Source organism: Coleofasciculus sp. FACHB-712 (assembly GCF_014695635.1).
Lineage (GTDB): Bacteria > Cyanobacteriota > Cyanobacteriia > Cyanobacteriales > FACHB-T130 > FACHB-T130.
The window spans coordinates 1-7,265 of sequence record NZ_JACJOQ010000118.1 but is presented as its reverse complement, the minus strand read 5'-3'; the positions used below and the strand labels follow the sequence as shown (position 1 = coordinate 7,265).

6 protein-coding genes are annotated in these 7,265 nt (G+C 51.0%); 3 read left to right on the top strand and 3 right to left on the bottom strand.

Annotated features, from left to right (window positions below; translation table 11 throughout):
- Positions 1–193 precede the first annotated feature (193 nt).
- Positions 194–406 carry an RNA chaperone Hfq gene (locus H6F50_RS02980; RefSeq protein WP_190414975.1) on the top strand — a complete coding sequence of 71 codons (213 nt, stop codon included), beginning with the start codon at positions 194–196 and terminating at the stop codon, positions 404–406.
- 40 nt (positions 407–446) lie between these two features.
- On the opposite strand, the gene H6F50_RS02975 is transcribed toward H6F50_RS02980, so the two are convergent.
- Positions 447–2,789 (bottom strand): cation:proton antiporter, encoded by a 2,343-nt coding sequence (locus H6F50_RS02975; RefSeq protein ID WP_190426146.1) that lies wholly within the window; start codon positions 2,787–2,789, stop codon positions 447–449.
- Positions 2,790–3,016: 227 nt separating this feature from the next.
- Between H6F50_RS02975 and H6F50_RS02970 the strand changes: the two genes are divergently transcribed.
- Positions 3,017–3,955: a M23 family metallopeptidase gene (locus tag H6F50_RS02970; RefSeq protein WP_190426143.1), complete on the top strand. Its 939-nt coding sequence runs from the start codon at positions 3,017–3,019 to the stop codon at positions 3,953–3,955.
- Positions 3,956–4,452: 497 nt separating this feature from the next.
- Positions 4,453–5,010 carry a late competence development ComFB family protein gene (locus tag H6F50_RS02965; protein WP_190414972.1) on the top strand — a complete coding sequence of 186 codons (558 nt, stop codon included), beginning with the start codon at positions 4,453–4,455 and terminating at the stop codon, positions 5,008–5,010.
- 74 nt (positions 5,011–5,084) lie between these two features.
- Here the strand turns inward: H6F50_RS02965 and H6F50_RS02960 are convergent, their stop codons facing one another.
- Both H6F50_RS02960 and H6F50_RS02955 read right to left on the bottom strand, forming a co-directional pair.
- A complete protein-coding gene (locus H6F50_RS02960) occupies positions 5,085–5,738 on the bottom strand; it encodes a L,D-transpeptidase (RefSeq protein WP_199291958.1) in 654 nt (217 codons plus the stop codon).
- A 120-nt stretch (positions 5,739–5,858) separates the two neighbouring features.
- Positions 5,859–7,265: right-handed parallel beta-helix repeat-containing protein (locus tag H6F50_RS02955; protein WP_190426140.1), on the bottom strand; the 1,407-nt coding region annotated here is incomplete at its 5' end.

Below are 7,265 nucleotides of genomic sequence, written 5' to 3'. Positions count from 1 at the left end.
GGTTCTGATGAGGAACGATTGTCAATCAGAATGAAATCGTTTCCCAGTCCGTGATACTTAGTAAACTCGATTCCCATTTAGCAATCCTTCGATTCGCAATTTTCGATTAGCATAAACTATGGAATGGGTAATGGTTAATGGCAGTCCTTCAATCCTGAAATCTGGCAATTCGCATTAGGAAAAATCTTGCATTATGACAACTGAACTGGAAACAGGCTTACCAAGCACTCGTCTCGTCCAAACATTTGTGAAAGAGGGACAAAGGGTTGAACTGAAACTCCTCACGAACGATGTACTCGTTGGTAAACTGCGTTGGCAAGATCAGAACTGTATTTGTCTACAAGATGAATCGAATCAGCAAACGCTGGTTTGGCGACACGCGATCGCTTATGTGCAGCCAAAGTAATTGGGAATCGGGAATCGGGAATCACTTCCCCAATGACCGATTACCTTGATTCGCCTGTTCGCTGATTATCAGAGGGAAGATGCTCTTGCATCGCTTCGCTTACTGGCACGTTGAGCGTAGGGACAGGGAAAACCGGAGGCTCAGATTCGGGTGCCAACAACTGTTGCACTTGATTGAGGGGAAAACTGCCGCCGCATAAGAGCAGCTGATCGCCCGCTTGCAGCTCGGTATCGCCCCCCGGAAAGCGGATGAACTTGCCATCTCGCCGAATTGCTTGCACTTGCACCCCGTACTGGCGGCGAATATGCAGCTCAGAGAGAGGCTTACCGGCAACAGGGCTGGACTCGGGAACCTGCAACCACTGACAGGGAGCGGTTTGGCTTGGGATTGCCACTTCACCGTTTGCCAGTTGATTAAAAGCAGCTTGTTCGTTGGATTCTCCCACCACCAAGAGGCGATCGCCCACTTCCAGAGAAGTTTGCTTGTCTGGATAGTCCACTTCTTCCCCACCAGTTCGCCGAATTGCCATCAAAGTGACACCCGTCAATCGGCGCATATCCGTCTCCTGTAGCGTCATCCCAATCAGGGGAGAGTTGGGCGGGAGGGAATACCACTTGCTATTCATTTCGGCAGTGGCAATTTGTAAGTCATGAGCAATCTCCGAAGGCGATCGCTCTGGACGCAATGCTAAGTAATGGCTATTGCGAATTTGCTGCATTTCCTTCTGAATCTGCCATGTCGGCAATCCACTACCGGCTAATAGATGCGCCGCTAGTTCCAAACTGGCTTCAAACTCCGGTTGCACCACCTCCCGCGCCCCCAGCTGATAAAGCAGTTCGATATCGTTGTTGTGGTTAGCGCGAACGACAATATCCAGATCCGGAGCCAATTCTAAGGCACGTTTGAGGCAAAGGCGGGTACTCATCGGATCGGGAAGCGCGATCGCCATCCCCTTCGCCTTATCTACCCCCGCAGCTTCCAGTACGTGCAAACTCACCGCATTGCCATAAACATAAGAAACTTCTGCTTCTCTTAACTGCTGAATCCGGCTTTCCGACTGGTCAATCACTACCACTGGATAGTTATGCTCCTGCACCAGTTTGATCAGATTCCGTCCCACCCGTCCATAACCGCAGACCACCACATGATTTTGCAAAGGCGCATCTACCGCCACTTCCATCGGGTCATCCACCGGATCTAGATATGGCTTCAGCCAAGGCAACTCCAACAATTTTGGCACCAGCCGCATCACAAAAGGCGTCAGTACCAGCGTCACCGCAGTCGTGCCCAAAATCAGCAAGTAAACCCGCCGAGAAACCAGCCCCAAAGCTTGTCCTTCACTGGCTAGAACAAACGAAAATTCTCCAATTTGAGCTAACCCCAAACCAGCAATTACCGCAGTTTTCAGCGGATAGCCAAACGCTCTAACAATCGGCGTCACAATCAAAAACTTGCCGACAAAAACCAGTAAAACCAGCCCCAGAATTAACTCTAGGTTGTTCCACAGGAAAATCGGGTCGATGAGCATCCCAATCGCCGCAAAAAACAGCGCTGCAAACACATCCCGCAACGGCTCCACATAAGTCAGGGTTTGGTCGGCGTATTCCACCTCCGAAATCATTAACCCGGCGACAAATGCCCCCATTTCAATCGAAAGACCCAATGCCTCCGTAAGCAACGCAATTCCCAAACACAGCGCCACCACGCCCAATAGAAACAACTCCCGGCTTTCCGTTCGAGCCAAGAGGCGCAGCAAGGGAGGAATCAGCCAGATGCCTGCTGCCACAGCTACAGCCGCAAATAACCCAATCTGTAACAGCGCTAAAGCCACAGCCTTGCCAATCGCTTCTGGCGGTTGATCCAGCGCTGGCAAGACAGCCAGCATCAACCCCAATGCCAAATCCTGTACCACCAAAATCCCCAGCATCACCTGAGCGTGAGGCGTCCCCGTCTCATTTCGCTCCATCAGACACTTAAAGACAATTGCGGTTGAAGACAAAGACAGAATTGCCCCCAGGAAGACACCCTTCGCTGGTAAGGTACCCCACGCTCCAGTGAGTCCACAGACTGCAACCGTGACTGCAATTGTCAGGGCAATCTGGAGTCCGCCTCCACCCAAGGCGATGCCTTTAACTTTTTTTAATTCCGCAAACGAAAACTCAACGCCCAAGGCGAACAACAAAAAGGCGACACCAAATTGAGCCAGGGTTTCTATCTGAACCAATTCTTTAATCAGTCCCAACCCCGCAGGCCCAACGACGATTCCGCCGACGATATAACCCAGTAAGGCAGGTTGCCGCAGCAGCGCTGATACCACTCCACCAACGGCTGCTGCTGCCAAAACAGATACTAAGTCAACAATCAGTCTAAAGTCTTCTTGCACAAGTTTGTTTTATGAGAACAAGTATAAAGGTATATAAACTTAGAATACAGAGTTTTATGGACTGTGCTAACGCCATTGCCTCAGGTTTCTATTGGGCAACTGGGATCAATTGAGGAAAGGCGGTGGAAACAGTCCAGGCAAGGTGATAGTCTATCCGCTAGTAATAAAGGTCATAGACAAGGTCATAGACGCTTTGTCAATTACTGGCTCGGAGAAAATTGCCTGTGATGTCGCTTAAGACTCTGCTTCAATCTCGCCATGACCGGCGGCTGGTTTCTACACTCTTGTCCAGTCAAAAGTCCAAAGCGAACCGTAAAAACAAAGAATTCTTTCTGTTGCCTTTTGCTTTTTTAGTTTCTACTGCTTTGCCTGTCAAAGCTTTGCAGGTACAGGTGGCACCCAACAATCCCCAGCTTGGGGATACGCTCTCGGTCGTGATTCAGACGGACTCTCCTGGTTCGCAGAGTCCCACGGTTTCTTTCAAACAGAAGACTTACCGGGCGTTTTCCCTCGGTCAAAATCGCTTTCGAGTCTTGCTACCGACAACGCCTTTAGACAAGCCGGGAACGCTACAAATTCGGGTTGCTGGTGATGGGGAAGTCAAAAACCTGTCGTTGCCATTGCGATCGCGCAATTTCCCGGTGCAACGGATTACCCTACCCCCCGGAAAAGCCGGACAATCAGCAACCCAATTTGAACTCAACCGCGTGGCAGCTTTTAAAAATTTGGTGACGCCGCAAAAGTTCTGGAATGGTCCTTTTCTCAAGCCGAACCGAGGTAGCATCACCAGTATTTACGGGGTTCGCCGTTACTACAATGGCAAGTTTGCAAATGACTACTACCATCGCGGGGTTGACTACGCGGGTGGGTATGGTTCGCCGGTAACAGCACCAGCATCGGGAAGAGTGGCGCTGGTGGGACGGGTTGCTCAGGGTTTCCGAGTTCACGGAAATGTAATTGGGGTAGATCACGGTCAAGGCGTCACCAGTATTTTTATGCACTTGAGCCGGATTGATGTCAAGGAAGGGGATTTTGTAAAAGCGGGACAGGTGATTGGGGCAATTGGTTCAACGGGAGCTTCAACGGGTCCTCACTTACATTGGGGATTGTATGTCAATAGTCTTGCCGTAGACCCAGTACCTTGGAGAACTCAAGGAGTTGAATGAGGTTTTTTGAAGTTTTGATGAATTTTTTTAGGTTTTAATGTATTTGGTGTTGTATTGAGGAAAGATTGTGGCAGGGTTGCCTCTCCGAAACGAGATTGCGAAGCATTTTTCAATGTCTTCGACTATCCCACCGAGAGCTAGTGTAGGCTTTTCCGAAGCGAAAGCTTTGCGGACGGGGATTGTAGATAGTCATCTGAGAAGCGTAAATGTTGAATAGCCTTTGGGAAAAATCCCGAAAATTCCCACTGTCAAAGCAATATTGTTAGTTCGCTAACCGACTGATGTTAAGCCTGCGTAGTTTTGCGTATTTTGAGGCGCTGGTTATGCCAGGATAGATGAGTGGGCATGGGCGAAAAGACATCAACGCAGGTTTCGGCTTCGTTGAGGGCGTATCAACACTCGAAAACGGGCACGCACTTTTAGGGAAGCGGTAATCCCTGCCTCGCTTTCCTAGCCAACCAAAACAGTTTGGATGGGGTATCCAGCAGGATTTTTAGATGAGTATTGAAAAAATTGTTGAACAAGCCCTGCAGGATGGTTATCTGACGCCAGCGATGGAAGCAGAGGTGGGGCGCATCTGTGACACGGCTTCTGAGCTTTCGATTGAAGAATACATGGCTCTAGACCGTCTGATGGGCGCACTGTTAACTGGGGAAGTGGTTGCAGTTCCTCGAAAACAGTTCATCAATGTCATGGAAGAGTTGGTGCTGACGGAAGCGATCGCCAGAGTCGCAGAAATTGAGGCAACCAGCGATCGCGTTCTAGATGTCGGCGATATTGCCGCCTACGCGCTCAATCGCTTGCCTCCGCTGTATGCCACGACGGAGGAAGGTGCTAGCTATCAGCGAATGCGGGCAAAGGATGAACTTCAAGAGCTGATTACCCAGCAAGTGAGCGAAGCGATCGCCCGGAATCTGGATCGTCCCGAATTTTTCCCAGAACGGCAAGCGCTCAGCAAAGCGAACGACAGCGACGTGTTCAAGCAGGTGAGTTCCTTACTCCAAACCTACGCACCTAGCTTTGAACCTCAATCCAGTAACCATAGCAACGAATAATGGAAGAGTTATAAATGATGAATTTTGAGTTTTGAGTGATTAATTCAGAACTCAAAACTCAAAACTTTTCCCTCCTACCTGCGAACCAGTACGAGTGTCCCTTTCGCGACCTGCTGATAAAGCATCCGAATATCTTGATTTCGCATTCGCAAGCAGCCGTGGGAGACTGCTTGCCCGATCAGGTGTTCTTCGTTGGTGCCGTGAAACCCAATTTGATGACGCCCATCCGACCAAAAACCAATCCAGCGATCGCCTAAGGGATTATCATTCGCCCCAGATGGGATAACTTCACCCGTAATCGGTTGACGCCACGCCGGATTTTGGTTCATTTGCAAAACTTGAAACGAACCCGTGGGCGTTTCCCAACCTAACTGCCCCACCGCTACGGGGTAACTGGCTTGCAGCCGATCGTCACGGTAAACATAAACCAGGCGATCGCTCAAATCGACAACGAGATGCGATTGCCAAGCGGATGCCGCCTGAGCGGTTTCTAGCACTGAATATTCCCGAGCGGTTGAGCGGCTATTTGAAGATCGATTTTTACTCCACAAGTCTCCAAGCTGCCAACTTGCCAACTTGCCGACTTGGCGCTGACTCCGAATCGGGGAATCCAAGCTGACGGTCGTCACCCTTGAAGAACTTGTCCGCCTAGAAACTGAGAACAACACCACCGCTGTTCCAAAACAAATTAGCATCAAGCTTCGAGAGAGCGACTCATCTCTTGGCATAACGGTCTGAGCTAAGAATGATTACGGGTCAAAATAACCAACTGTAGAACATTGGGTCGTGGGTAATCATCCGGGGTCAATGACAACGGACAATTAACCATCAACCCCTGACAAACAATATTAATTCCTTGACTCAATCGTGGCTGCTAAACCTTTCGTGTTGAGCATTTGCTGCATTTCCAAAGCGCGATCGCGAGTGCTAAAAGCTCCCGCCTGCATCACCGTCCGACCGTTGGAGCGCGTGCGGAAAGCATCGGGTGCAAGCGATCGCACTAAAGCCTCTTGGCGCGAATTTTGAGCCTCCACCACAACCCGATAACGCAAACCTAGAGCCTGTTGACTACCTCCCGCTCGGCGGGGCACTCTCCCGCTAGCAGCCCGACTGTTGCCGATATTCCCCAAAGGAACATCAGGACTCGGCACTGGCAGTAAATCGGAGGAGGCCGAAGCTTGGAGAGGCTCCTGTGGTGCTACCCCGAAGTCCAGAGTCCGGGGGGCAGGCGACGGTTGAGACGGGGTGGATGACGGTAGCGCCGGTAATGTAGAAGCTGACGACGGTAGCGCTGGTAATGTCGTCGCTCTGGGCGACCGGGAAGTCGGCAACGGCGACCGAGCAACCGGAGGCGGCGCGGGAATTTCTAGGGGTGCAGTCTGGGGCACAGGCGATATCGGTAAGGGAGACGCTGTCGCTCTGGGCTGCTGGGGCGGCACTACTGGCGACACCACCGCAGGCACCACCGGAGGCTGCAATGTTGGTAATCCGTAAGCTGACGTTCTTGCTCGCTGAGAGGTTGGGGCAGGCGGTTGAACGGAAATTTTAATCCCGGTGCTGTCAGTGGGTACCGATTGTACTGGAGTTAAAATCTCTGAGTTCGGGCGGTTAGAGAGGAGTGGCAAAGATTGAGAACTTCCACCATTCCTCGCTACTGGCTGAATCGGTGCCAGGGCTTCCTGTGGCGGCAGGGAAGCGGTGGGAAGCGGCTTCAGAAGCCCGCTGGCAATGGGAGCCTCTACAAGCGAGGTGGGTGGGATAGCCATGCCCGTCAGGTCAATGCGTCCTGCCGTTTTGGCAGTAATCTCATTCCCATAGGCAGGAATCTCCTGGCTCGAAGCCTTGGTGTTAATGTCCAATAGACCATTGGCACGAAAAATATTGCCGCCCGGTTCGCCAGCAGTTCCTAAATCAGGACGGGCTTGGGAAACTGCCACTAACCCGTAACGAGCGTTATTTTCAATAATATTATTCCGGAGAACAGGTGTTGCCTTGGTTTCTACGACGACCCCATCTTTGTTGCCACTGATGCGATTGGCAATTAGCTGCGGGGCAGCATTATGACCGATACTAATGCCAAATCCCGTATTTTCAAACACGTTCTCCCGCACTTCCGGTCGGGAAGTCCCGTAAATCGTAATCCCATTGCCCCCGTTTTCATAGAAGTAGTTGTTGCGAATGGTGGGGGCACTATTGCCAGTGACGGCAACTCCATCGTGCTTACTTCCCGTAAAAGTGTTATCCGCCACCATCAG

Bases quoted from the DNA above. Each gene is read 5' to 3' on its own strand.
- H6F50_RS02970 (WP_190426143.1), top strand. From the start codon at position 3,017: ATGTCGCTTAAGACTCTGCTTCAATCTCGCCATGACCGGCGGCTGGTT.
- H6F50_RS02965 (WP_190414972.1), top strand. From the start codon at position 4,453: ATGAGTATTGAAAAAATTGTTGAACAAGCCCTGCAGGATGGTTATCTG.
- H6F50_RS02960 (WP_199291958.1), bottom strand. From the start codon at position 5,738: ATGCCAAGAGATGAGTCGCTCTCTCGAAGCTTGATGCTAATTTGTTTT.
- H6F50_RS02980 (WP_190414975.1), top strand. From the start codon at position 194: ATGACAACTGAACTGGAAACAGGCTTACCAAGCACTCGTCTCGTCCAA.